The organism is Sulfurospirillum tamanense (genome assembly GCF_016937535.1).
GTDB classification, from domain to species: Bacteria; Campylobacterota; Campylobacteria; order Campylobacterales; family Campylobacteraceae; genus Sulfurospirillum_B; species Sulfurospirillum_B tamanense.
On the sequence record NZ_JAFHKK010000011.1, the window covers coordinates 1 to 24920 of the forward strand.

Annotated in this window: 28 protein-coding genes; 12 read left to right on the forward strand and 16 right to left on the reverse strand. The window is 45.6% G+C overall.

Annotation, left to right across the window (positions count from 1 at the left end; all coding sequences use genetic code 11):
• Window positions 1-136 precede the first annotated feature (136 nt).
• The 10 genes from JWV37_RS06160 to JWV37_RS06205 all read right to left on the reverse strand — a co-directional run bounded on the left by JWV37_RS06160 (window position 137) and on the right by JWV37_RS06205 (window position 11063).
• A complete protein-coding gene (locus tag JWV37_RS06160; RefSeq protein WP_205458908.1) occupies window positions 137-1210 on the reverse strand; it encodes a bifunctional 3,4-dihydroxy-2-butanone 4-phosphate synthase/GTP cyclohydrolase II in 1074 nt (357 codons plus the stop codon).
• A 14-nt stretch (window positions 1211-1224) separates the two neighbouring features.
• Window positions 1225-1788 carry a GTP cyclohydrolase II gene (ribA, locus tag JWV37_RS06165; RefSeq protein ID WP_205458909.1) on the reverse strand — a complete coding sequence of 188 codons (564 nt, stop codon included), beginning with the start codon at window positions 1786-1788 and terminating at the stop codon, window positions 1225-1227.
• Window positions 1785-2462 carry a response regulator transcription factor gene (locus JWV37_RS06170; protein ID WP_205458910.1) on the reverse strand — a complete coding sequence of 226 codons (678 nt, stop codon included), beginning with the start codon at window positions 2460-2462 and terminating at the stop codon, window positions 1785-1787. Before JWV37_RS06170 ends, ribA begins: the two co-directional genes overlap by 4 nt.
• A gap of 15 nt (window positions 2463-2477) precedes the next feature.
• On the reverse strand, window positions 2478-4364 hold the full coding sequence (locus tag JWV37_RS06175) for a methyl-accepting chemotaxis protein (RefSeq protein ID WP_205458911.1): 1887 nt from the start codon (window positions 4362-4364) through the stop codon (window positions 2478-2480).
• A 121-nt stretch (window positions 4365-4485) separates the two neighbouring features.
• Window positions 4486-5745 (reverse strand): OprD family outer membrane porin, encoded by a 1260-nt coding sequence (locus tag JWV37_RS06180; protein ID WP_205458912.1) that lies wholly within the window; start codon window positions 5743-5745, stop codon window positions 4486-4488.
• A 168-nt stretch (window positions 5746-5913) separates the two neighbouring features.
• Window positions 5914-6576: a winged helix-turn-helix domain-containing protein gene (locus JWV37_RS06185; RefSeq protein WP_205458913.1), complete on the reverse strand. Its 663-nt coding sequence runs from the start codon at window positions 6574-6576 to the stop codon at window positions 5914-5916.
• A gap of 3 nt (window positions 6577-6579) precedes the next feature.
• Window positions 6580-7200 carry a cytochrome c3 family protein gene (locus tag JWV37_RS06190; protein WP_205458914.1) on the reverse strand — a complete coding sequence of 207 codons (621 nt, stop codon included), beginning with the start codon at window positions 7198-7200 and terminating at the stop codon, window positions 6580-6582.
• Window positions 7197-7631, reverse strand: coding sequence for a cytochrome c3 family protein (locus JWV37_RS06195; protein WP_205458915.1), 435 nt, complete (start codon window positions 7629-7631; stop codon window positions 7197-7199). Before JWV37_RS06195 ends, JWV37_RS06190 begins: the two co-directional genes overlap by 4 nt.
• Window positions 7632-7633: 2 nt before the next feature.
• Window positions 7634-9187 carry a flavocytochrome c gene (locus JWV37_RS06200; RefSeq protein ID WP_205458916.1) on the reverse strand — a complete coding sequence of 518 codons (1554 nt, stop codon included), beginning with the start codon at window positions 9185-9187 and terminating at the stop codon, window positions 7634-7636.
• Between the two features lie 325 nt (window positions 9188-9512).
• A complete protein-coding gene (locus JWV37_RS06205; RefSeq protein ID WP_205458917.1) occupies window positions 9513-11063 on the reverse strand; it encodes a flavocytochrome c in 1551 nt (516 codons plus the stop codon).
• 288 nt (window positions 11064-11351) lie between these two features.
• Here JWV37_RS06205 and JWV37_RS06210 point away from each other — a divergent pair, with 288 nt between their 5' ends.
• From JWV37_RS06210 to JWV37_RS06230, 5 genes are all read left to right on the forward strand, one after another.
• On the forward strand, window positions 11352-12470 hold the full coding sequence (locus JWV37_RS06210; RefSeq protein WP_205458918.1) for an ABC transporter substrate-binding protein: 1119 nt from the start codon (window positions 11352-11354) through the stop codon (window positions 12468-12470).
• 127 nt (window positions 12471-12597) lie between these two features.
• Complete coding sequence (locus JWV37_RS06215; protein ID WP_205458919.1) at window positions 12598-13494, forward strand: branched-chain amino acid ABC transporter permease; 897 nt, start codon at window positions 12598-12600, stop codon at window positions 13492-13494.
• 10 nt (window positions 13495-13504) lie between these two features.
• Window positions 13505-14539 (forward strand): branched-chain amino acid ABC transporter permease, encoded by a 1035-nt coding sequence (locus tag JWV37_RS06220; protein WP_205458920.1) that lies wholly within the window; start codon window positions 13505-13507, stop codon window positions 14537-14539.
• On the forward strand, window positions 14536-15303 hold the full coding sequence (locus JWV37_RS06225; RefSeq protein ID WP_205458921.1) for an ABC transporter ATP-binding protein: 768 nt from the start codon (window positions 14536-14538) through the stop codon (window positions 15301-15303). The genes JWV37_RS06220 and JWV37_RS06225 overlap by 4 nt, the downstream gene beginning before the upstream one ends.
• The gene (locus JWV37_RS06230; protein WP_205458922.1) at window positions 15296-15991 is read left to right on the forward strand and encodes an ABC transporter ATP-binding protein; all 696 of its coding nucleotides are present in this window, start codon (window positions 15296-15298) and stop codon (window positions 15989-15991) included. Before JWV37_RS06225 ends, JWV37_RS06230 begins: the two co-directional genes overlap by 8 nt.
• 4 nt (window positions 15992-15995) lie before the next feature.
• On the opposite strand, the gene JWV37_RS06235 is transcribed toward JWV37_RS06230, so the two are convergent.
• Window positions 15996-16547 (reverse strand): 6-carboxytetrahydropterin synthase, encoded by a 552-nt coding sequence (locus JWV37_RS06235; RefSeq protein ID WP_205458923.1) that lies wholly within the window; start codon window positions 16545-16547, stop codon window positions 15996-15998.
• Between the two features lie 102 nt (window positions 16548-16649).
• On the opposite strand from JWV37_RS06235, the gene JWV37_RS06240 reads away from it, so the two are divergent.
• From JWV37_RS06240 to JWV37_RS06255, 4 genes are read left to right on the forward strand one after another with little or no spacing between them, the layout of a single operon-like run.
• Window positions 16650-17228, forward strand: a complete 579-nt coding sequence (locus JWV37_RS06240; RefSeq protein WP_205458924.1) for a 7-carboxy-7-deazaguanine synthase QueE — start codon at window positions 16650-16652, stop codon at window positions 17226-17228.
• Complete coding sequence (gene queC / locus JWV37_RS06245) at window positions 17228-17917, forward strand: 7-cyano-7-deazaguanine synthase QueC (protein ID WP_205458925.1); 690 nt, start codon at window positions 17228-17230, stop codon at window positions 17915-17917. Before JWV37_RS06240 ends, queC begins: the two co-directional genes overlap by 1 nt.
• Window positions 17901-18365: a hypothetical protein gene (locus JWV37_RS06250; protein WP_205458926.1), complete on the forward strand. Its 465-nt coding sequence runs from the start codon at window positions 17901-17903 to the stop codon at window positions 18363-18365. Before queC ends, JWV37_RS06250 begins: the two co-directional genes overlap by 17 nt.
• Window positions 18366-18385: 20 nt before the next feature.
• Window positions 18386-19084 (forward strand): hypothetical protein, encoded by a 699-nt coding sequence (locus JWV37_RS06255; RefSeq protein ID WP_205458927.1) that lies wholly within the window; start codon window positions 18386-18388, stop codon window positions 19082-19084.
• Window positions 19085-19118: 34 nt separating this feature from the next.
• Here JWV37_RS06255 and JWV37_RS06260 read toward each other — a convergent pair whose 3' ends face one another.
• Window positions 19119-19391, reverse strand: a complete 273-nt coding sequence (locus JWV37_RS06260; RefSeq protein ID WP_205458928.1) for a metal/formaldehyde-sensitive transcriptional repressor — start codon at window positions 19389-19391, stop codon at window positions 19119-19121.
• 71 nt (window positions 19392-19462) lie between these two features.
• On the opposite strand from JWV37_RS06260, the gene dmeF reads away from it, so the two are divergent.
• Window positions 19463-20386 (forward strand): CDF family Co(II)/Ni(II) efflux transporter DmeF, encoded by a 924-nt coding sequence (gene dmeF, locus JWV37_RS06265; protein ID WP_205458929.1) that lies wholly within the window; start codon window positions 19463-19465, stop codon window positions 20384-20386.
• Window positions 20387-20445: 59 nt separating this feature from the next.
• On the opposite strand, the gene JWV37_RS06270 is transcribed toward dmeF, so the two are convergent.
• Entirely contained in the window at window positions 20446-20886 is a 441-nt protein-coding gene (locus JWV37_RS06270) for a hypothetical protein (protein ID WP_205458930.1), read from the reverse strand.
• A gap of 151 nt (window positions 20887-21037) precedes the next feature.
• Between JWV37_RS06270 and JWV37_RS06275 the strand changes: the two genes are divergently transcribed.
• Window positions 21038-21238, forward strand: a complete 201-nt coding sequence (locus JWV37_RS06275; RefSeq protein ID WP_205458931.1) for an NUDIX-like domain-containing protein — start codon at window positions 21038-21040, stop codon at window positions 21236-21238.
• A 184-nt stretch (window positions 21239-21422) separates the two neighbouring features.
• A complete protein-coding gene (locus JWV37_RS06280) occupies window positions 21423-22253 on the forward strand; it encodes a DUF4197 domain-containing protein (RefSeq protein ID WP_205458932.1) in 831 nt (276 codons plus the stop codon).
• A 27-nt stretch (window positions 22254-22280) separates the two neighbouring features.
• Here JWV37_RS06280 and JWV37_RS06285 read toward each other — a convergent pair whose 3' ends face one another.
• The 3 genes from JWV37_RS06285 to JWV37_RS06295 form a co-directional block, all read right to left on the reverse strand.
• Entirely contained in the window at window positions 22281-22484 is a 204-nt protein-coding gene (locus tag JWV37_RS06285) for a YgaP family membrane protein (RefSeq protein ID WP_205458933.1), read from the reverse strand.
• Window positions 22485-22692: 208 nt separating this feature from the next.
• Entirely contained in the window at window positions 22693-23718 is a 1026-nt protein-coding gene (gene mnmA / locus JWV37_RS06290; RefSeq protein WP_205458934.1) for a tRNA 2-thiouridine(34) synthase MnmA, read from the reverse strand.
• Entirely contained in the window at window positions 23715-24914 is a 1200-nt protein-coding gene (locus JWV37_RS06295) for an aminotransferase class I/II-fold pyridoxal phosphate-dependent enzyme (RefSeq protein WP_205458935.1), read from the reverse strand. The genes mnmA and JWV37_RS06295 overlap by 4 nt, the downstream gene beginning before the upstream one ends.
• Between the last annotated feature and the right edge of the window lie 6 nt (window positions 24915-24920).

Here is a 24920-nt window from a genome sequence, read left to right on the forward strand (position 1 = left end):
AGCATGTAGGCTTTGGGAAGAAGTTAAAAACCCTGCGAGGGCAAGGATAAGGTGCAAAAAAACCTTAGGCAATGGGGTCATGGAATTCCTTGGGGTGAAAAACTTACCCCCTGCAAAAAAGAAGGGGGCATGCAATTTAGCAAACAAGGGTTTTAAAAGGTTCGGTATGCTTAATAATTTCCAATCCAAACCCACCAATCCCCACAAACTCTTTTGCACCACTCGTGCTCAAAAGTTCTATTTTTGAAATGCCCATTTTTTTCACAATCTGTGCCCCAATACCGTATTCTCGCATTTGACGCATGTTTTGAGCGCCACCTTCCATAAACACGACAACACCGCCGTATTTTTGTACATACGCAACACTCCGCAAAAGATTTACGCGCCTTTCATCGTTTTCTAGCAATGCTATATCGGAGGCTATGGTGTGAAATTTCACAGCCATATACTCCTTTGGCTCACCAAAAGCATAGACCGTGTGGTGATTGTCAAAATGGTCCAAAAAATCCACCTTTCGCGCCAAAGAACCCATGAACTCTACCTGCGATTCGCACACACGGCGGATGAGCGACTCGTGCATCATGCGGTACTCCACAAGATCAGAAATATAGACAATATTTAGCCCGTACCTATCGCAAAAAATATCCAAATCCGGGCGCCTTGCCATGTTGCCATCTTCTTTCATGATTTCACAAATCACCGCGGATTCTCTGAGCCCTGCCAGGGCACACAAATCAACTGATCCTTCGGTATGTCCTATCCGCGCCAAGACACCGCCCTCTTTAGCAATGAGCGGAAAAATGTGCCCAGGACGCACCAGTTCCGTGGGTTTTGAATGCGCATCTGCAAGGATTTTTATGGTCATGTCCCGCTCAAACGCAGAGATGCCCGTCGCCGCACTTTTGGCATCTACAGAGATGGTAAAGGCGGTCTCATAGGAAGAATCGTTTTCTTTGACCATAGGAACAAGTGCTAGCCTTTTGGCGATGGCTTTGGAGACAGACACACAGATGAGCCCTTTGGCGTGGCTCGCCATAAAGTTGACTTTTTCAGGGGTTGAAAGCTGGGCAGCATAGACCAAATCGCCTTCGTTTTCCCGGTCTTCATCGTCCATCATCACAACCATCTTGCCTTGCTTGATGTCTTCGATGGCTTGGTTGACGCGCTTAAGCGCTTGGAGTGATTTTTGATCGTTCAAAATAGCATTCATTGGATGGTTCTCCTTTAGAGCATGTGCCCCATTTTTTCTTTTTTGGTAGTAAGGTAGTGTGTGTTGTGGTTATTGGAGGGCATGATAATGGGCCACCGCTCCACAATAGTAATACCTTTGAGGGTGTTTATTTTCTTGGGATTATTGGTTAAAAGTTTGATTTTATCGATGCCAAAATGGCCCAAAATGATTTCTGCCATTTCATAAGTGCGTTCATCATTTAAAAAGCCAAGTTGGTGGTTAGCCTCGATGGTGTCAAACCCTTGGTCTTGGAGTGCGTAGGCGTTGACTTTATTAAAAAGGCCAATGTTGCGCCCTTCTTGGCGCAAGTAAATGACCATGCCACCGCGCTTTCCAATGACACCAAGGGCGTATTCGAGTTGGTCTTTGCAGTCGCACTTAAGAGACCCTAGTGCATCTCCCGTGAGGCATTCGCTGTGAATGCGCACCAAAGGAATTTCTCCAAAAGGCTCTTTGAAAATCGCCAAATGCTCTTTGTCACCCTCTTTGAACGCTTGAATCTGAAACGTCCCAAAACGCGAAGGGAGGTTGGCAACGTGGGAATGGGTTGATTTCATGGGTTTGCCTTAAATGTAGAAAGATGGGTGATTTGATACCCTTCGCCTCGCACCGTTCTGATAAGATCGATGGGGAGCTTTGCTCGAAGTTGTTTCACTAACGCTCGGATGCTCTCAGGGCTTACAATTTCATCGTGGTAAACAAGTGAAACTATTTCATCGCATGAGATGATGTTTGGCGACTTCACAAAAAGGTATTTGAGCAGTGTTGCCTCTTTCTTGCCAAGAGAAACAACTTCATCATGATAATAAAACATCCATTTTTTGCAATCAAAATAGACACTCGGGGAGAGAAAAAAGCGCTCATCATTCCAGATGTTACAAAGTTTATAAATCTTCCATGCAATTTCTTGCATGTAAAAATCTTTGACAATAAAATCGTCATAGCCCAAATAATAGAGCGTTTTTAATGTATCAGGATCATAATCCTTTTCTAAAATGAGCAAAATAGGCACTTTTCCCCCATTTGAGTGAATGAAATTCATCATATAGGGATTAGTAGGCTCTTTGAGATTTAAAATAAACAAGGCATAAGTGTCTAGTGCAAAAGTTTCTCGCAAAATTTGCTCTTCGGTTTCTACACACTTAAATTCTAATTTTTGGCGGTACCCGTTCATCCGGTCAATAATCGCCCGCCAAAGAGTAGTATCAGGCTCTTGAAGAAAAATATTCATGGTTCACCTCGCCACTTAGTGGACTTTAAATTGGCTCAACTCACTGTCAAGTTTTGCCGCCATGGAAGCCAAATGCTCGCTCGCTTGAGCCACTTCTTCAATGCTTCTTGCATTGGCACTGGCAATGGTTTCTATCTCTTGAATTTTGGCTATCATCATCCCCACAGACGTGTTTACATGTAAAGCCTCTTGGACGTTGTGGTGGTTACTTTGAATGTTTTGGCGCAAAATCACTGCATTTTCGCTCACGACACCCTCTAGGCTTGCAGAGATTTCAGAAAGAGACAGAATCTCTTTAGAGTTAGCATCCATTTGTCCAGAAGCATCGGCAATGGATTGGACGACGATGTTGATGGTCGTGTTTATCTCTCCGAGGCTTTTTTGGGTACGTTCCGCCAATTTTCGCACCTCATCAGCGACCACTGCAAACCCGCGCCCGTGGTCCCCTGCGCGCGCAGCTTCGATGGCGGCGTTGAGGGCGAGTAAATTTGTTTGGTCAGCAATGTCGGCAATGACTGTTAAAACACTTTTGATTTCCTCAGTGCTTTGGCTTGTTTTTTGAAGGCGCGAAGCAAGCTCTAACTCTTTATGGGAACTCTCTTGGAGTTTTGCATTAAGCTTGTCCATTTGAGATTGAATTTGTTGAAAATTATCATTCACCGTGCCAAGTTGCGAGCTATTATATTGCATGGTTTCAACGGAAGTTTTCATCCCACCAAGCACCGCTTGACCTGCATTAACGCCCTCAGACACCAACGAAACTTCATCCTCAGAACGCTTTCCAACCGACAAGGAGGTAGAGGAGAGTTCTTGGGAAATGGCCGTATTTTCAGAACTGCTCTCTTTGGCACGAATGAGCAAATTTTGAATCTGTGTGATGAATTGGTTAATCGAAGTCGCAATGTCGCCTAGCTCATCTTTGCTCTTTACATGTAAACGTTGGGTTAAATCTCCTTCACCAGAAGCAAGGTCTTGAATCATGGAACGCAAGGCTTGCAAGGGTTTAAACTGCCACCTCAACAAGGCGTACAAGGCCAAAATGCCAAGCACAAGAAAGGTTAAACTGACCCATAAGAGTTGATTCGTTTGTGCGTTTAGGTTTGCAAACGCAACATCTTGATTAATATTCACCAACACTTTCCACCCTGTTGCTTCCACAGTATCAAAGGCTAAAATCTTTTCACTTCCATCAACACTAAAAGTCACAATTCCCGATTTTTTACTGTAGATTTCATCTTCAACCCACCGTAACTCTTTTCTGACTTCACTCAGTTTTTTACCCTTAAACTCTTCGACGGGATGAAAAACATTTTTGCGACTCGCATCTGAAATAGAAGCAAAGCCGCCCTCAAATTTTGACTCGAGCACTTTTTTCTCAATATTGGCCAAAGGGACTACCAAGAATGCAATATTTTCATTTTCAATAGGAGCTGAAACCGTGATAATAGCCATGCCAGGGCGCACAGGGTTATCGTGTGGTGGCGAATACGTGGGTTTAAAACCGTTGGCTTTGGTGATTTTGTAGACAAGTTCTTGCTCCATTGTTTGGGCACTGATTTTAACCTGAGGCATCACATGTACCGCCTCTTCGCCTTTAAAATAAGCGATACTCACCGCAACACCTGCTGCGTCTTTGGCTTGCGCTAAATGTTCTCGAACACGTTTGGGTGTCTTTTCCTCTAGGGCAAGAATGCTTTTGCCAAGTGCCACAGAAATATCTTTTTTACCCACCAACCAATCATCAATAATATGGCTAAGCGCGCCTACTTTTTCCCTAAGGGTTTCATGAACTTCGACCGTTGTAGCCTGCTTCATCATGGTGTGATTAATCGCCAAAAACACACCAAATCCCGCAATGATACCACCCACAATGGAAACAATAATCTTTTGCTGCAACTTCATTCATGCCCCTTTTGTCAATTTCATTATTGTACTCTTCCCTAGTGACCAAAAAGTGACCTTGCACACAAAAGATGCAAGGTCATCGCTTTTCTAAGGCTTCTTTACATGTAACACAAACTTTCTAAAACCGATAGGTCACATACCACTTTGCATAGGTAAAATCATCTTTATCGACGTTATCATCGTATTTGGCATGACCTGCCCAAACACGTGTGCTAAACCCTTTTAACAGTCCCGCAAAAGCGTAATTTACATCTACGTTTACTTCGGTTGCTTTGCCTAGTTTAGTGCCAGAATTTGCTTTGCCTTCATCGCTTTGCTTGAAGTGTCCTATTTTTACCGCACTACGCAAAGCAGGAATACCAAAGTTGTAGGAAGCTTGCAATGAGACAGCGTCTATCCCAGCAAAAATAGCATTATTGACAAGCATGGATGTATCAAGCACCGCATCAGGCACGTGTCCGAGTGTGCTTGGAAAATCCGCATCATCATCCACGGAGGTATAAGCCGCTTTAAGGCCCACTTCACCGATGTTTGTCATGGCTCTAGCCCCATAAAAAGAGGCATCTTTTTTGCCTGCTGCGTCAAACTCAGCACCACCCCACAACACACCAAGCGTCACAGGATGTTCGGTAGGAAGTTTGTAATCTGCGCGCGCGTAGTACTGGTCAAAACCGCCCACGGCCACAAGCGCTGGTGCATCGCCGTTAAAGGATTTTTCATTGGTGGTGAGGTATTGGCCCTCAAAGGTCACATCTTTGATGCTCGTGTTTTTAACAAACACACTGTAAAGAGGTTTTTCATAGTGCACGTCTTCTTGTACAATGCCGCCGTTGGAATCACTTCCATAACGTTTGTTCCACTCTTTAATGTACACCAATTTTAAAACCGTGTCGGGAATCTCATTAACTGTAAGCACCGCTCCTGTGAAGTAATCCTCCAAAGGCCAAGCGGAACTGCTCATTAGCAATGGCAGCTTAATGCCTTGACGGCCCACAATCACGTTTGAATTTAAGAAAGAGTATTGCAAATAAAGATTATGCAGGTGGGATGCACTGACGGAATTGCGCGAGTCATCTTCTGTGGTGTTTTTCTTGTGAATCTTTAAATCATGGCCCGATTGAAACCCAAGACCCAATTTAAACCCGTAAAAATCATCAGTAAGGTATTTTAACTCAACCGCAACAGAGCCAACATTAGAATTATTAGCAGGGTCTTGTGGGTTTAAAGCCGCCGCATCCGAATCAGTACCGTTGGCATAAACAAACTTAAACGCACCGCTCACTTTTCCATTTTTAAACGCATCTTCCAAAGATTCACCCGCATGCGCCATGGTGCCCATAGCCACGAGCGCTGCTAAGGATAAATGTATCGCTTTCATAATTTCCCCTTTGTATTGCTTACATGTAAACCCCCAAAACCCTTAGGCTTTGGGGATGTGACATTTTTGGCCCTCTTTTACAAGAGAGCGCCTTTGCCGATAGCCCATTGAACAAAACACTCATGTGAGTCTTACCAACAGCGCAAGGAAGTTTTGAGATGTAAAAGGTTATTCGCCCCGTTTTACAACCCGATACCCCTCCCCTTTGACGGTTTCGATAAAACTCAAAGGAATCTTTGCCCTCAGTTGTCGCACCAGTGAACGTATGCAATCTTCATTAACACTCTCACCGCGGTAGATGTAATAGGTAATATCTTGAAACGAAACCACACAAGGTGATTTGACCAACAAAAACTTCAACAACAATGCCTCTTTTTTACCCAGCGCTATCTCTTCTTCTCTGTAAATAAACTGTAAATTTTTGCAATCAAAATAGATATCTTGCGAGAAAAAAAACTTATCGTCATTCCAAATATCACACAATTTATAAATCCTAAACATAATCTCTTCAGGAAAAAACGGTTTAAAAATAATGTCATTATAGGAGTGGTAATAAAGTGTTTTGAGTTTTGGCGGGTCAAACGTGGGTTCCAAGATAAGCATAATGGGGGCATCGCCCCCATTATTGCGCACAAAGTGCATCAAAGAAGGGTCTAAAGGATTGGCAAGATTCAAAATAAACAATGCATACTCACAAAAACTCTCAGCATGGCTTAAAAGTGCCTCTTCGTGCTGGAACTTGTGAACATTGATTCTTAACCGATACTGGTTTAAACAGGTCTCAATTCGATTTTGCAATGCTTTATCTGGCTCGAGAAGGAAAATTTTCATTTCTTACTCTCCTTTTTTAAATGCCTCTATCAACCCTTTTTCTACCGCCTCTTTTTCTGCGTCAAACTTCCCTTCGTAGTATTCGTACTCAGGTTTATAATAATTCAGTACTGTGCGAAGTCCCATGTGCCCAACCTCTACATGGCACGAAGCGCATCCGATTTGCTTATCCGTTCCAAGTAAGGCATCGTAATGGGTATGCATCTGTTGGCCCTTTGGGCTAATGAATGCGTTGGTTTTGTAATTACTGTGGCAAGAAATACACCCATCATCGTAAACAAACTTGTCGCGATTCTTACGATTGGCATGCCAATCAATAGCATCCACATCTCCAAAGAAGTGAATCGCCCCCTCAACCACACCGTTTTTTGCCTTAGTGTAAATGTAGTTAAAAACATTGTCATGTGGCATGTGGCAGCTCACACAACTTGCCTTAAACCCACTTTCACCTTGTCCACCGTGCGGATCTGTATGATAGGCCGAAACCATCGGTGCCATTTCGTGACAAACAATACAAAACTTATCATCACTCGTGCGATGAAGCCCTTCGTACGTTACCCACGAACCAAAAAGTCCTAAAAACACGCCGATTGCTCCTGCGGCTATGAGTATGCGTTTTTTCATGGTGTTGGCCTCATCCATAAGTCGATATCATGCTCGTGGCACTCGGTACACATGTTCGTAGAGGGTTTGTGCTCATTATGACACTCATCACAATACAAGGTTGGCCCATCGTGAATAGAGTTGTGTGGGTTTACATGTAACTTGTCCATGAACGCCAACCGCTCTGCCATGTGCTCTTTGCTTTGATGACAGGATAAACATCCTTCATCACCTATATACGTAAACTCCTTGGGGTCATCTCCTTGTCCCACATGGCAAAACGTACACTCGAAAGAGAGTTTTGCATGATGGGATTTAAGAGGAAATTCTTCTTTAAGCTCAGGCGTAATCACTATGGGCTTAAGAGGTGAGTCCGACTCACCTCCTATTAGCGACATTACGCCAAGCACAAGAAAAACCCCAGCAATTGCTAATGTTTTTCCACCACTCATGGCTAAATATTTTCTCCTGCAATCATCCCGAAGGTTAGACAATCTGTCACCGCACAACTTCCTAGGCGACTCGCACCGTGGGTTCCTCCTGTCACTTCACCTGCAGCAAAAAGACCCGGGATGGGTTTGTTTGTCAGGGCTGAAATAACCTGTGCTTTGGTATTGATTTTTACACCACCCATTGTGTGGTGAGGCTTTGGTGCCGTACGTGTACTGTAAAACGGCCCTTTCATATCAATACACTCACCGTTAAACGAAGCAACCGGTTTACCAAACTCATCCACTCCTTTTTTAACGCCCTCATTAAATTTCGCTACGCTCTCTTTTAATGCTGCTACTGGGATTTTGCGGTCAGCTGCTAGCTCATCAAGGGTGTTGTATTTTTTCATCACGCCTGTTGCTAAACCTTTTTCAACCAAAGGAAGAATTTGCTTATCAAAGGTGTTGTATGTTCCAAGTGCTACAGGAAACGCTTCTGGCGCTTCTTTGAGGATTTTGTATTGTGCGTCTGCGCGGGTTTTGCGGTCAGCCAACTCATTCATGAAACGCTTTCCATTACGCACGTCTACAACAATACCGTACTTAAACAACCCTTGTTGATTAAGTTGTGGTCCTACACCAAACCCTCGCTCATCTGGACTTGCCCAAGGGCCCTCTTGAATCCAATCTACCTGCACAGGAAACGCACCGATTTGAAAAGCTTTTAACATCGCACCAGCAGTCGCTCCTGCATGGTTTGTGGTGTCTGAATTATCGGGGATTTGTGGGTTTTGAAGCTTGCGGTATATACGGTCAGCACTAAAACCACCCGAAGCTAACACGACGCCTTTTTTGGCTTTGTACACTTTCTTCTCGCCTGTAGTGTTTTCAAGGTCATCGCTAAATAACTTGGAATCAAAACGGTAATTTGTTCGTGCCATAATGCCGACAACCCGACCTCCAGCATCCAAAACAAAATCATCAAACTTAGTACGACGGTAGATTTTACATCTAGGGAGTTTTTCCACAAATTCCGTCATGGGTTTGATAATGCCAGCGCCCGTCATGTCGCTTGTTACAAGAGTTCTTGGAACAGAGTGGCCACCAAACCAAGAGGGCTTGTCGCCTAGCTTATACTCAGCACCACATTCGCGTGAAAACTCAAACGCATCAATGGCACGCGCTGCAATGACTTCCAAAAGTTCCACATGGTTAATGCCAAGGCCCGCTTTAAGGCTATCTGCGATAAAGCGTTCCGCTGAATCTTCGATGCCGTGTTTTTTTTGATCAGGGTTATTTGGAACCGCAAACGCGCCCCCATTAATGGCAGAGTTGCCACCAATGCGTCCCATTTTCTCTACAATCAACACCGTGTTGCCGCGTTGTGCTGCCTTGGCAGCTGCTGCGAGCCCTGCAAACCCTGTGCCAATGACGATAACGTCATATTCTTCGTCAAACTTGACGTCTTTTTCAAGCGGCGCTGCGGCAAAAGCATTGCTCGCACCAAACACTGCCAAACCTGCACCAAGGGCACCAAACTTAAGGGCGTCTCTTCTTGAAAGGGCTTCTTTCTTCATCTGTAACTCCTTTTGTGTGTTCGTGTTTTGTTCATTGACAATTCTAACGCCACACTGTGAGATTTAACGTGAGATTTTGAAAGTTTATTGAATTGATAAACTACATTATCTTTTTTATTAAATTATCAGTTTAAATAGTTAAGTACCAAAAAAATGCACTTAACTATGCTTTTATCTTTCTGCATTTTTTAAAAAACTAATTTTCTTGCAAACTTTTTTTCTTTTTCACCTAAAATTTTCACTTACATAAATGTAATAATTATTTTAAGTTTAATAAAAGAATATGCCGTTTGCAGTGATTATTCCTGCAAACGGCCCAAAAAAATTAAACGTTTTCGCCCGCAATCATGCCAAACACAAGACAGTCAGTAACAGCAACTGTACCCAAGCGGCTTGCCCCATGCGTCCCGCCCGTGACTTCTCCTGCGGCAAAAAGACCTGGGATTGGCTTGTGGGTATTGCCTGAAATCACTTCGGCTTTTGTGTTAATTTTTACGCCACCCATCGTGTGATGAGGTTTTGGCGCAAGGCGCACACAATAATAAGGCCCTTTGGCTTCAATGCCCACACCATTAAAGGTTGCAACGGGTTTGCCAAACTCGTCTATGCCTTTTTTTACACCTTCGTTAAATTTTGCCACGCTCTCCTTCAAGGCTGCGGCAGGAATTTTATAAGCCGCTGCCACTTGGTCGAGGGTGTCAAATTTTTGCATCACTTTGGTTTGCAAGGCTTTGTCAATTAAAGGGTAAAGTTGTTCACCAAAAGTGTTGTAAGTTCCAATGGCTACAGGATATGCTTCTGGAGATGCTCTGAGGATTTTAAACTCTGCGTCCGCACGGGTTTTACGATCAGCTAGCTCATTCATGAAACGCTTTCCGTTGCGCACGTCCACGGCGATACCGTGTTTAAACAACCCTTGCTGGGTCATCAAAGGTGCCACACCAAAGCCACGCTCATCCGGACTTGCCCAAGGGCCAAACTGAATCCAATCCACCTGCACAGGCAGCGCGCCGATTTGAAAAGCTTTAAGCAATGCGCCCGCAGTGGCGCCTGAATGGTTTGTGGTGTCTGCATCGTCTGTGATGCGTGGGTCTTGAAGCTTGCGATACATCTTATCAGCACCAAATCCACCTGAAGCAAGGACAACCCCTCGCTTGGCTTTGTATGCCTTTTTTTCGCCCGCAGTATTTTCAAGGTCGTCGCTTAAAAGCTTACTATCAAACCGATAGTTTGTTCGTACCGTGACGCCCACTACGCGCCCTTCGGCATTAAGCACAAAATCATCAAATTTTGTACGGCGGTAGATTTTGCATCCGGGAAGTTTTTCCACAAACTCCACCATAGGCTGAATGACGCCCGAACCGCTCATGTTTTCTGTTACTATAGTACGGGCAACAGAGTGGCCGCCAAACCATGCAGGTTTAACATCTTGCCATTTGGCGCCGCATTTAATGGAAAATTCAAGCGCCTCTGTAGCACGCGCCGCAATCGTTTCCAAAAGCTCCACGTGGTTAATGCCAAGACCCGCTTTAAGACAGTCTTCAATAAAGCGCTCATTAGAATCCTCAATGCCGTGCTTTTTTTGAAGAGGCATGTTTGGCACTGCCATCCCGCCACCATTAATGACTGAGTTGCCACCAATACGTCCCATTTTCTCAACAACAAGCACCGACAAGCCTCGCTCGGCAGCCTTGGCCGCAGCTGCAAGGCCCGCAAACCCTGTACCAATGACGATAACATCATATTCTTCGTCAAATTTGACCTCTTTTTCTAAAGGGGCGGCTGCCATTGCATTGCTCGCACCAAAAACCGCCAAACCTGCGCCAAGGGCACCAAACTTGAGGGCGTCTCTTCTTGAAAGGCCTTCTTTCTTCATCTGTAACTCCTTTTGTGTGTGGTAGTGTTTTGTTCGTTGACAATTCTAACAACCCATCGTGATATTTAATGTGTTATTTAATTTAAAGATTACTTTATTTTGTTAAGTCAATAAAAATATTTACATGTAAAGAGAGGGGGTTTCAAAAAGATAAAAAGAGGTGCTGTGCGCTATTTTATGTGTTGGCTTGTAGCATTTTTAACCATGTGGGCGTTTTTTGTCCACAAAAACGGCACTAACAAGGGCAAGCTTGTGTACAATACAAAAAACTTTTTTTAAGGAGCGTCAATGAAACGATTGAGTGTTCTTGCTACTTCGGTTGCATTAGTGTCCTCTTTGGCTATGGCCAAGGAGATTAAAATTGGTGCAGTCATGCCCATGAGCGGCCCACTGGCAGCTTACGGCCAAACTACCTATGAGGGGATTGAGCTAGCCAACAAGCTTCAGCCAACACTCAAAAATGGTGACACTATTAAGTTGGTCTTAGTAGACAACAAAGGCGACAAGGTGGAGACCGCTACAGCAACAACGCGTCTGTTGAGCGCTGATGGCGTGGTGGGTATTTTGGGTGCATTAACCAGCACCAACACCGCTCAGGTGATTGCCGTGGCAGAAAAACGCGAAGTGCCCATCATCGCCGCAGTGGCAACCAACGACCAACTCACCGAGCGAAGAAATTTCGCCAACCGTGTGTGTTTTATGGACTCCTTTCAAGGGGCCGTGGTAGCCAACTACGCCTTTAAAGATTTGGGGCTTAAAACCGCGGCGATTGTTATTGACCAAGCACAGGTGTACTCTTTGGGACTTGCCAAAGCTTTTGAACAAGCGTTCAAAGCAGCGGGTGGCACCATTGTGAAAAAAATCACCGTCAGCTCTGGAGATAAAGATTTCCGCGCAGCCGTCTCCCAAATGAAGGGGGCTAATCCTGATTTTATGTTCTTGCCTCTTTATCACCCCGAAGCGTCTATGATTGCACGCCAATCCAAGCAAGCTGGGCTTGACATTCCTATGTTCTCAGGCGATGGCGTCTCTAATCAAACTTTCATCGACCTTGGTGGCAGCGCTGTTGAGGGCTACATGTTTACCGACTTTTTTGACTACTCTGCCCCTCCAACCCAAAAGTCTAAAGACTTCATGGCTGAATACGAAAAAGCAACGGGCAAAAAAGAGCTAGGCTCCTTTACAGCCCTTGGTGCGGATACGTACTACCTTATGGTTGATGCCATGAACCGTTGTGATGACCCTACTAACTCCGTGTGCATCAATGAGCAAATCAAAGCCACCAAAGGCTTTGAAGGCGTCAGCGGCGTGATTAACTTAGACGAAAAAGGCAACGCAACGCGTTCTGCTGTTATCAAAGAAATTAAAGACGGCAAAGCGGTATACAAAGCGACCGTAAACCCTTAGACCCCAAACCGATCTAACGCCCAAAGCGCCATTGGCGTCTTTGGGCGTGGGTGTTTCTAAAGCTTTACATGTAAAGCCCTTTGGAAACACCCATAGTCGTCGTTATTTTGACTTGCTTGGAGAGTAGATGGAATTCACAACGTTTATGCAACAAATGATAAACGGGTTTAGCTTGGGGAGCATGTACGCACTGGTTGCTATCGGATACACGATGGTGTACGGGGTGTTGCGGCTCATTAACTTTGCCCACGGTGATGTTTTGATGGTAGGTGCCTTTTTGGGCTTTTTTGGGATCGCAGTGCTTGAACTTCCTTTTTTTGCTGCGGTTATTTTAGCTATCGCGGGTTCTGCCCTCTTGGGTGTCATGATTGACCGCATTGCCTACAAACCCCTGCGAGAAGCCCCACGCATTTCCCTTTTGATTACCGCTATTGGGGTGAGCTTCTTTTTAGAAAACATCTTTAATGTTGTCTTCGGCGGCGTTCCTAGAGCCTTTCCTGTGCCTGATTTTGCCGAACAAATCATCTCTGTGTCAGGCTTAATGTTTTCTGTAGCATCCATTATGGTGCCTGTAGTTACCCTTATTTTACTTGGCATTATTTTATTGGTTTTGTTTAAGACCAAATACGGCATGGCGATTCGTGCCCTTGCCTTTGATGCCCAAACAGTAAATTTGATGGGAATTGATGCAAACCGTATTTTTGCCGTGGTTTTTGCTATTGGTTCTGCACTCGCGGCAGTGGGGGGTGTCTTTTGGGCGCTTAACTACCCCACTGTTGAACCCATGATGGGCGTGCTTATCGGCCTAAAAGCGTTTGCCGCAGCAGTGGTGGGTGGCATCGGAAGCGTCGCGGGTGCGGTGCTTGGAGGACTTATCATCGGTTTTACCGAGGTTGTTGTGATTGCATTTTGGCCAGATTTAGGCGGTTACAAAGATGCCTTTGCCTTTGTGTTTTTGATACTGGTTTTACTCTTTAAGCCCACAGGGATTTTAGGGTATGACTTTGAAAAAGCACGGTTTTAAGGAGGCGGGCATGGTTTTATCTCAACGCAAAATGCTACACCTCTTCTTTTACGGGGTGGCGATCTGGTTTATCTGGTTTGCCCAAACAGCCTTGGATGAATACTCCATACGCATCCTAAACAATATCGCTATTTTTATGATTTTAGCCGTCAGCTACAACCTCATCAATGGCGTCACGGGGCAACTTTCCCTCGAGCCCAATGGCTTTGTGGCCATTGGGGCGTATGTGGCAGCGATTATCCTCCTCGATGCAGACACGATGCTTTACCAGTACTACATCGAAGACCCCAGCCCTGTGGTACTCGCCATTCACAGCCAAAGCTTTATCCTTGCCCTTTTGGCAGGTGGCATCGTCTCTGCCTTTGTGGCATTGATGCTCTCGTTTCCTGTGTTTCGGGTACGGGGGGATTACTTAGCCATCGTGACACTGGGCTTTGGGTTTATCATCCGCATTTTAGCCATCAATAATCCTCACATCACCAACGGTTCATTGGGACTTAATGACATCCCCGAATACTCCAACCTCTATTGGACAGGCGGTCTTGCTATTGTGGCGGTGACCGTGATTTTAAACATCATTTATTCTAAGTACGGTCGCGCTATGAAAGCCGTGCGAGACGATGAAGACACCGCCATTGCCATGGGGGTAAATACCTTCAAAATCAAAACCCTCGCCTTTTGCACTAGTGCTTTCATGGAGGGCGTGGGCGGTGGCTTGTTGGCGTGTTTACTCACCAGTATTTCGCCAGACTTGTTTACCTTCTTTCTCACGTTCCAACTGCTCATTATTATTGTTTTGGGGGGTCTTGGCAGCACTACAGGAGCGATTATTGGGTCGATTTTGGTCATCGGAGGCGCAGAATGGATGCGCTTTTTGGATGAGCCTATGGCCTTGTTTGGGTTTGAAACGCCTGCGATGCCAGGCATGCGCATGGTTATTTTTTCGGTCATTTTGATTTTGGTTATGCTCTTTGCACGCGAGGGAATCATGGGCAAAAAAGAGCTACTTGAGCGCTTTTGGAAAAAGAAAAAGGAGGATTCATGATACTGCAAGTCAAACATGCTACGATGCGTTTTGGTGGTGTAGTAGCAATCAATGACACCTCTTTTACGGTTAATTCCAAAGAAATTTACGGCCTCATTGGCCCCAATGGCGCGGGAAAGACCACGATGTTTAACATCATCACGGGAAACTACCTCGCCACAGAGGGGAGCATCCTTTTTCGTCAAGAAGAACTCAAAGGCATCAAGCCCCACAAAATCGTCCGCAAAGGCATTGCACGCACCTTCCAAAATATCCGTTTATTTAAAAGCATGAGCGTGCTTGACAATGTGCTTATTGGGTTTGATTTTCAAGCACGGTACTCCTTCTTAGAAGCCATTACGCGTTTGCCCCGTTTTTTTGGCGAAGAGAAGCGCATTCGCACCAAAGCCTTTGAGATTTTACGCTACCTTGGAATTGACCATTTAGCGCACCACAACGCGACGGATTTGAGCTACGGACAACAACGCAAGGTAGAAATTGCGCGCGCCCTTGCTACCAATCCTGAACTGCTTTTGCTAGACGAACCTGCTGCAGGAATGAATCCTGCCGAAACCAAAGAGCTAGCGGCGCTTATTTTCAAAGCCAGAGAAGATTTTGATTTGACCGTTTTGCTCATTGAGCACGATATGAAATTTGTGAATCAACTGTGCGATAAAGTGCTTGTGTTGGATTATGGCAAGACCATTTTTGAAGGCAAGCCTGCGGATGCTATTCAAAATGAAGAAGTGATTGCGGCGTATTTGGGGGATTTTAAACATGATTAAAGTGAAAGATTTACATGTATACTACGGCGTCATTGAAGCGGTCAAGGGCGTCTCTTTTGAGGTGCCTGAGGGGAAGATTATCTCGCTCATTGGCTCCAACGGCGCAGGCAAAACCTCGACGCTAAACGCGCTTTTGAACCGCGTCAAGCGCAAAGGGGAAGTGATTTTTTCAGGGTTTCATACCGATAAACACAAAACCCACACGCTTGTGCAACACGGTATCGCCCTAGTGCCCGAGGGTCGACGGGTGTTTATCAACCTTACCGTCGAAGAAAACCTCCGCATGGGTGCGTTTAACAATGACGAAAACTACGAACACCTCAAAGAAGCGATGTTTGAACTTTTTCCACGCATCAAAGAAAAACGCCATCAAATGGGAGGCACCCTCAGTGGCGGTGAACAGCAAATGCTTGCTATCTCACGAGCCCTCATGAGTGAACCCAAGGTGTTGATGCTCGATGAACCAAGCTTAGGGTTAGCGCCCAAGGTCATCGGCGAAGTGTTTGCGACCATCGAACGCCTCAAAAAAGAGGGAATTACTATCTTACTAGTAGAGCAAAATGCCTTTGCCGCGCTAAAGATTTCTGATTATGCGTACGTGATGGAAAACGGGCACATCGTCATGGAAGACGTGGCCGCTTCGCTTGTGGGAAATGACGAAGTCCGTAAAAAGTACCTCGGCGGGTAAACCTTTACATGTAAGGCTTGTCGCTGTACACCACGCTTCTGCTTTTGGGGGTTTCTAAAAACTCCACGTGAGAGACCTTCACGCCAAGGCGCTGCATTTTGCGCGCGATGATTTCCATGAGCCACGTAGAGATGTTTTCACTCGTGGGGACGAAGTCCACGATGATGTAACCCTCGTACATTTCGCGCACGTGTTCGGGAGCGTCTTGAATGCGCGCAAGGTCAGGGGTGTGGTAGCCCGCTTCGTGGGCGATGAGTTCCGATTTGTCTTGAAAGTGAGGCAACAAGGTTTCAAACAGCGGGTCGTGGATGTCGATGATGAACTTATGGTCAAGGGTGTCGTCCAAAAACTGCTTAAACCAGTTAAGGTGGTGAAAATCCGTCACCATGCCGTCTTTGAGCACGTTACTTTGCAAATGCACAATGACCTTGCCCTGATGCCCGTGCAAATGCCGACACGCCAAGCATCCTGTGAGGGAAAACTCGCTTTCAAGCTTCTGCGACCACACACGGTGCCCATAACAAAAATCAAATTCCTTGCTGATTTGCCATACCATAAAAGACCTTTTTTCAAATCCCCTATCCTAACGCAAAAGAGCTTTTGACGTGCTTTTTAGCGAAGGTGGGTTACACTTTTGCATTCCAATTGAAAGTACGTTATGGTCAACATAGTCGATGTGTTTTATTCTATTCAGGGTGAAGGGGCGCAAACGGGTGTGGCATGCGTGTTTGTGCGCTTATACGGGTGCAATCTTGCCTGTAGTTTTTGCGACGAACCGTTACACAAAGGCACCTATGAGACACTCAGTTTTGAAGAAATCCTTGCGCGCATAGCCCGCTTCCCCTCTCGCCACGTGGTCATCACAGGCGGCGAACCAAGCTTGTACGATTTAAGAGCATTTATCGGCTTTTTGCAAACGCACGGTTACCATGTGGCGGTGGAAACCAACGGATACGATTTTGCCAACCTTTCAGGTGCCAACTGGGTCACTTACAGCCCCAAAGACTGGGACGCCATTAAGCAAGAAGGGTTTGATGAGCTTAAATTCGTGGTTGCGCGCACCTCGCCTGTGAAAAAGATACTCGCCTTTCACACTCAAAAACCCGTGTTTATCCAACCTCAAAATGCCAAAGACGCGCCCGATTGGGACAATGTGGCCTTTTGTATTGACCTTGTCAAAGCCCATCCGCAGTTTCATCTTAGCGTTCAATTGCACAAATTTTTAGGAGTTGCGTAGTGAAAACATCCAAAGCTCTCGTGGTTTTTAGCGGTGGGCAAGACAGCACCACCTGCCTAGGTTGGGCGAAAAACCGCTTTGAAAGCGTCGAAACCATCACCTTTGACTACGGGCAAAAACACCGCATAGAAATCACCCAAGCCAAAAAAATCGCAAAAGCCTTACATGTAAACAATACCGTGCTAAGCTTGGACGCGTTTGCACAGCTTAACGACTCCGCGCTCATCGATGGCACCAAAGACATCGGCGCGCACCATGCCACGCACGCCAACCTACCCGCTTCTTTTGTGCCCAACCGCAACGCCATTTTTTTCACCCTCGCCCACGCCTTTGCCCAAAAACAAGGGATTGAACACATCATCATCGGCGTGAGCCAAACGGACTATTCGGGCTATCCTGATTGCCGTGCACCCTTTGTAGACGCCCTTGAAAAGGCGTTAAACCTTGGCAGTGAAGCGGCCATTACCTTTCACGCACCCCTCATGCACTTAGACAAAGCCCAAACCTTCGCCCTCGCCCAAACTGAGGGCGTTTTAACCCATGTCATCGACGACTCGCACACGTGCTACAACGGCGACCACACCCACAAACACCCGTGGGGCTACGGCTGTGACACGTGTCCTGCGTGCGTGTTGCGCAAAATGGGGTGGGAGGAGTTCAAAAGGGAAGAAAATGTCAGAAACAGTTAAGGAAAATATAGCCCAAACAGTGCTTTTGTTTATAAAAAATAATCTTGCCTTATTGTCTGCGTTTGTCTTTCTATGCTTCTCACTATTTGACCTGTACGTTTTCAAAGAAACCTTCCACATGAACGGGGCTGTCTTTTTCAACAGGGTTTTGCCGAATGCTTTTGGCTCTTTTAGTCAGTTTTGGCCTTATATATTCCTGCCAATTATTACAGTGATTTTTGTTTTTGGCATCTTATATGCTTGGCAATTTTTTTCTTTGGATACTGTCTTCAAATATGTCAAAAGTCTTATTTCGGACAGCAAAAAATTAGACACAAAATATAAAAAACCTACAGTGTTTCTTATCTACTTCTTCTCTATTTTTGCCGATATTTTGCTACTTTTTATATTGAGCAAATTTAACATACAACAGCCATCTTTATTTTTTTTCTTCTTTGCATCTCTCTAATTATAAATAATCTTTTTACCATGGCTATTGTCTCCTATTATGTGCTCATTGGAAAATCGAGTGGTTTGGTTATTGTTTATTCCCTCTGCTATCTTTTTATTAAATTCGTTGTTTCATTCGTTCCATTTTTTTATGAATTTAATTTTGCGGGACCCCTGATTACATTTAATGCACTTGCTTTCATTTTCTTTTTTCTTCTTAGAGTGTTATCGTTTAATGATATAAATATATTTAAGATAAATACAAGCAAGGAAGTGAAAAAAAGTTTCTCAGATTTTATAACAAAACTAATAGCTTTGGTTCTGATAATTCCATTTGGATTTGGACTTTTTTTATATACAACAAACAACCTGCACACAACTCCTTATCGAAGCAAAAATTTTTGGTCTAATTTTGAAAACAAAAACACAACTCTTCCGTTGGCGAATTTCTCCATTCTTTTTAGTCCTGCAAAAATAGAAAGAATGAGCGAAGAAAATAAATACAACTTTGACCTAGTGCAACAAAAAAGAATTACTGAAAAATACAAAAATGTCTTTGGAGAAGAAAATAATTTTTTTGATCAAAACTTAACCCACTTTTCCATCCCTCACGGAGAAAAAGCACTTATTTTTCTTTTTGATGGCGAGCATGTTGTCTCTGTTTATGCACACGTTGACGAGCTAGCAAATGAGGTAAAAAAGATTTATGATGTGGGGTATGTAGAAATAAAACCTTAAAAAAACACACCTACAAAGCCTTACATGTAAGGCTTTACTTCACATACGTCTTTAAGAGCGTGATGAGTTTTATAATTTCTTCATCCCTTTGAGCAGGGCTGACGTGGTTGCCTAGATGCTCTTTGATGTGCCCTTCGATGACTTGGTTCATGAGTGCGTTCATGGCTCCGCGCGTGGCGCTGATTTGTTGGAGGACTTTGAAGCACTCTTTTTCTCCCTCTAGCGCCTTTTCGATAGCGCCAAGCTGGCCTTTTATCTTGCGGACACGCACGAGTAATTTCTCTTTATCGGCAATCGTGTGGGACATGAAAGCTCCTTTTAGTTTCATCTAAACTATACTGGGGTATAGTACCAAAAAAACTTTAAAAAGAAGCCTTCATGAACACACGTGCCACCCTTCAAACCTCCACTCACTCGCACCAGTTTGACACCGCTAATCCCATCGCCAAGAAAAATGTCCTCTACGCCACACTCCTGACCTTTGTGACGATGCTCGTGGAGATTTTTGGCGGCCTTTACTACAACTCCATGGCCTTGCTCGCCGATGGCTGGCACATGAGTTCGCACGTTTTAGCCCTTGGCATGGCCTACCTCGCCTACGTCATGGCGACTAGATACGCCAATGATGTTCGCTTTAACTTTGGTACCTTTAAGATAGAAGTCTTGGGCGGTTACACCAGTGCGGTGTTGCTCGTAGTGGTGGCGTTTTTCATGGCGTTTCACTCCATAGAGCGCATCTTCAACCCCCAAACCATCGCGTACAAAGAGGCGATTATGATTGCTATCATCGGCCTTGTGGTCAACCTCATTTGCGCGTGGTTGCTCAAAGATGACCACCATCATCACGACCATGACCACGGACACGACCACCATCATGGGCACCAGCACGATGTGAACCTCAAAGCCGCCTACATCCACGTGCTTGCTGACGCGCTCACCTCGGTTTTGGCCATCATCGCCCTCATTGGCGGAATGCTTTGGGGCGCGGATTGGCTAGACCCTGTGATGGGCATTGTGGGCTCCGTGCTTGTCTTTATTTGGGCGATGGGCCTTATCAAACAATCAGGAAAGGTTTTACTCGATGCCAACATGAACGACCCCGTGGTCGAGGAAATCATCGAAGTTATCGATGACCTAGAAGAAAATGTCACCTTAGAAGACTTGCATGTATGGCGGGTGGGCAAAGGCAAATACGGTTGTTTGCTTTCCCTTACATGTAAAACCCCCCTGAGCCTAGACCACGTCAAACACGCCTTGTCTATCCACGAGGAGCTCGTACATATTTCGGTAGAAATCAGGTAAAAAAGAGGAGTTTTTGCCTTACATGTAACGAAAAATCCTTTACATGTAAGGCGTAAAACTTAGAAGCTAATGTTCTTAAACGCAGGGTCTAGCAAACCTTTGGCGACCATTGGGGGCTTAGCAACACTCACGCCTTCCACCAACGCCGAAGCGTCTTTGCCTGCTGTGGGTAAAAACAGTGGACACACCTCCACCGAAGCACCCGCCTTAATAAGCCCTCCAAGGGCACCTTTTGGGTTCACGACGCTACCATCAGGTCGCTTTACCGAACCTGCCTCAAACTCTTTTAGCGCAAGGTTTCCAGCGGGGCCACACAGGGTAATATTGACCGCTTTGCCGTGGTCTTTGATGGTGCTGGTTGAGAGCACCATGCCCATCATTTGGGTCTGAGCATCCGCTGAGACGATGAGCACATTAAGGCCCTTAATCTCTTGAGCATTTACCATCGCAGGCACCATCAACGCACCCGCAAGGGCCATAGATAACATTGTTTTTTTCATACACACACCTCCACACAGTTGAGATGGGGAATTATAGCTGTAAATCTTAAACAGACACGCAAATGTAATAAAAACTTTTCCCACAACTCCCCACCTTCCATCAAACAAGAGGGGGCATAATAGCGTTTTTATCCTCCCCCTAAGGCCAAAAATGCGAAAATTTTTGCCTACTTTTCACAAAATCCCCAACAACGCCACGACCATAGACCTTAGAAATCTCGCCGAACAAAACCTTGTAGAGGAGGAGGAGTTAGGCATTTTCGCGCAAGCCCAAAGCGTTCTTAACTGGCACATTTCCCATCAACACTGTGCTTGTTGTGGGGCCAAAACCCACGCGGTCTTTGTGGGGTGAAGGAGTGGTTGCCACTGCCCCTTTTAGTTGTGTTGATAGTAGCGAGAAATTACCCTTTTGCAACAAAGTACTTTTAAGCGCTTATTTAAAGCAAAATCTATAGACTATCTGCATTGACAAATGAGAGACGCACCATGCAACTCTTAAAAACTTCAAACACGCCCTCACGAAAGGAAATATCCCGATGAAACCCCTTTTAAACATACTACTACTTGCCTCTTTAAGCGTAGTCTCTTCCAATGCTTTTGACTTAAACAGTTTCTTAAAAAAAGGAACCACCCTCCTTGAATCTTCAAATAATCCCGATAGCACAGCCTCGCTCTCCGCGCTAAGTTCCCATGAAGTTTCCCAAGGATTAAAAGAGGCTTTGCGCAAAGGCATAGAGGCATCCATCGCCCAACTTGGCACAACTGATGGCTTTTATGGTGACCAACTGGTAAAAATCTTGATGCCCCAAAGCATGCAAAATGCAGCAGATTTGGTCAAAAAAGCCGGTGGCGCGCGGTATGTGGATGATTTTGTTTTGGCGATGAACAGGGCGGCTGAAGAATCCGTGAGCACCATCGCCCCTCTTTTTGCAAATGCCCTCTCAAGTATGAGCGTAGAAGACGCCAAGGGCATCCTCACAAGCGGTGACAACGCCGCCACTACCTACTTTAAAAACAAAACAAACGCAGACATAGTGATTGCCGTAGCGCCCATCATCCAAACCAACATGGAAAAAAACAGCGTCTATACGTATTACACCAATGTAAAAGAGTACTACGACAACCTCAGCCAAAGCGCGCTGGCCACTAGCGTAAAAAACTCTAATTTAATGGCCATCGCCTCTTCGGTGAGCGGGGTTACCTTGGGTAATGGAGCGCTTTTAAGTAAGGAAGAGTTGGACGCGTATATGAGCACAAAAACCGCTGAGGGGCTCTTTGCCATCATTGCCAAAGAAGAAGAGAAGATCAGAAACAGCATTAGCGCCAGAAGCACCCCTTTGCTAAAAAAAGTCTTTGGGGCGCTCTAGAGGCGGTAAAGTCTTTACATGTAAGGCTTATTTTTTAGAAATATCACACTTTTTGGTGATGATACAAAGAGGACAAAAGTTTAACAACCCTGCAATCAAAGGGATAACCCCAAGAAAAAACCAAGGCGCATAAGAGGCTTTGCCCAGCAAGAAAATCCCCACAACAATCAAAACAGAGCCCAACACAATGCGGAACTTTTGGCAAAATGATCTGATTTTATTAAAATTCATCGGCTACCCCTTGGAGTGATTTTTGAAACTATACTCTCCTTGACAAAAAATACCGTAAAAAGTAAAAAGTATGATGATTTTATTTGGTTATTTTAAGGTTTTATACGTCATGTCTTAAAATTTGGTTGCTTTAGAAGAAAGAGGTAAGATAGGAGTTTTTAATTCCCCAAAGGGCCTTACATGTAAAGCCCTCAAGAACGCACGATTTTTACTCCAACCACCCACCACCTAGCACTCTGTCTTCTTCGTACACCACAAGGGCTTGGCCTGCGGCTACGCCGTAGACGGGCTCTTGAAGCTGGGCGATGATTTCTTCGCCAAGAAGGCGCACATGAGCGCGCACTTTGGGACTGCGGTAGCGGACTTTGATACCGTATTCACCTTCCTTAAAATCTACAGGCAGGGAGAGGTTTTTAGCCCGCACAAAGGTGGTTTGCAACTCCTCTTTTTTGCCCACCACGACGGTGTTGGTTTTAGGGTCGGTGCGCAACACATAGTGGGGTTCGTGTGCGCCGTCGATGCGAAAACCACGGCGTTTGCCCACGGTGTAGTGCATGTAGCCTTGATGCGTACCCACAGTGTTGCCTTCTTGGTCGGTCACGGTGCCGGGCTCATCTGCCTTTACATGTAAACGCAAAATCTCCATGTAATCATTGGCGATAAAACAGACATCTTGGGACTCTTTGTACGTTTGCAACGACCCAAGCCACGGCAATTTTTCCAAAGCGATGGGCTTAAGCTCTTCTTTGATAAGCCCTCCAAGAGGGAAAATCACACGCTCAATCGCCTCTTGGGAAATGCCAAAAAGAAAATAACTCTGGTCTTTACTCTCATCCACTGCCTCAGCGATGCGCCCGTTTTTCACCTGCGCATAATGCCCCGTGGCAATCTTCTCACACCCCATTTCTAGGGCTTTTCTAAGGGCCAAGCCAAACTTCATGTGCGGGTTACATAAAGCACAAGGATTAGGCGTAAGCCCTGCTTCGTACGAAGCCACGAAGGCGTCGTACACGACCTTTTTAAACTCCGCTTTGGCGTCGATGACATGGGTTTTGATGTCCAAAAACTCCCCAACTTTTTCCACATTGGCGATGTTAATGGCGTGCTTACTCTCATCTTCGTGCAGTTTTAGGTACACGCCCTCCACTTCATAACCTGCTTCTTTTAATAAATACGCCGTATAGCTTGAGTCGATGCCCCCGCTAAGAAGCGCGGCGACTTTGGTTTTTTTCATAATATCTCCGTAAAATCTGTTTCCAAATCCTCAGGGTCTTCAAGGCCGATGGAGAGGCGGATTAGCCCCTCGCCGACACCCCACGCGCTCTTTTGGTCGTGGGAAAACTCCGCATAGATGGTATGATATGGCGCAATGGCCAACGATTTATTATCCTGAATGTTCGTGCCGCGTTTAAAAATCTTAAAGCTATCCATAAGGGCATACGCGGCTTCTTTACTGCCCATATCAAGGCTCAAAAGCGCTCCACCTTGACTAAAAGTCTTGGTCGCAAGGTCACAATAAGGCGAGCTTTCAAGCAAAGGATAGTGCACCTTTAACCCCTTTTTTTCAAGGGTTTGCGCTAACCTCAGCGCACTCTCGCAACTGCGCTTCACGCGCAAGTCTAAGGTCTCAAGCCCAAGGGCCAACAAGTACGCACTTTGGGGTGAGAGACACGCACCAAGGTTGCGGTAAGTCTCTTTGCGTAGCTTGGCGATGAACGCATTGGGGCCAAATTTGGCGTAAAAATTCGCTAGATTAGGGGCCTTCGCCCAATCAAAAGTACCGTATTCAAGCACCAAACCCCCAAGCACATGCCCGCCACCGCTGATAAACTTGGTGGCCGAAACCACTTCCACATCCACCCCGTGCGCCTTCGCGTCAAAGATGTTCCAAGGCGTCATAGTGGTGTCCACCACGAGGGGGATATTGTGAGCCTTCAACACGGGGTTAAGTGCTTCAAAATCCACAATGCTAAGCTGTGGGTTACTCAAAGCTTCGCAAAAAAAGAGCCGCGTATTCGCGTCGATGTGCGCTTCCACCTCGCTTGCATGTTCCACGTAACGCACCTCAATGCCCATGTCTTCAAAGAGCGTATTAAAGAGCGAAATGGTATTGCCAAAAAGGTGATTAGTGGCGATAAAATTATCGCCCGTTTTCAACAATCCCAACAGCACATTGGAAATCGCTCCCATGCCCGAAGCCGTCGCCACTACCCCAAAGGCCCCGCTAAGCCCGCGCACCCTTGCCTCAAACTCTTGGGTCGTAGGGTTTGTGGAGCGCGTGTAGGCGTGGTTGGCGGATTGCCCTTTAAACACCGCTTCAAGGGCCGCGGCATCTTTGGCTTCAAAGGCCGCACTTTGGTAAATCGGAAAGCGCATCGCGCCGTGGGCATCATGAGCACCCAAACGTAGGGCCTTGGTGGCAAATTTCATCGGTTA